The sequence below is a fragment of the Pseudomonas sp. BJa3 genome (genome assembly GCF_026343815.1).
GTDB classification, from domain to species: Bacteria; Pseudomonadota; Gammaproteobacteria; order Pseudomonadales; family Pseudomonadaceae; genus Aquipseudomonas; species Aquipseudomonas soli.
In genome coordinates, this window is sequence record NZ_JAOXMC010000201.1 from 1 (window position 1) to 271 (window position 271).

Consider the following 271-nt stretch of genomic DNA (forward strand, 5'->3'; position numbering starts at 1 on the left):
GCGCCGCTGTACGGGCTGGCGGGACGGGGGCCGCGCGGCGCGGGCGAGGTGCTGGCGATCCTGCGGGCCGAACTGGAGAACACATTGCGGCTGCTCGGGCGTAATCGCATCGGCGCGCTCGACGTCGCGGCGGTGCGCAGGCGCCGGGCCATTTTCGATTGACACAGGGAACCAGACATCATGCGTGAAAGAATCGTCTTCATCGGCGGCGGAAACATGGCCAGCGCCATCATCGACGGATTGTTGGCCCGGGGCCGCGAGCGGGCGGATT

The 271-nt window shown here is 68.6% G+C and carries 2 protein-coding genes; both read left to right on the plus strand.

The annotated features are described in order from the left end of the window. Positions 1-15: 15 nt before the first annotated feature. On the plus strand, positions 16-162 hold the full coding sequence (locus OH705_RS29710; RefSeq protein WP_416383604.1) for a hypothetical protein: 147 nt from the start codon (positions 16-18) through the stop codon (positions 160-162). 18 nt (positions 163-180) lie between these two features. Next, on the plus strand, positions 181-271 hold a 91-nt coding region (locus OH705_RS29715; protein WP_416383605.1), incomplete at its 3' end, for an NAD(P)-binding domain-containing protein.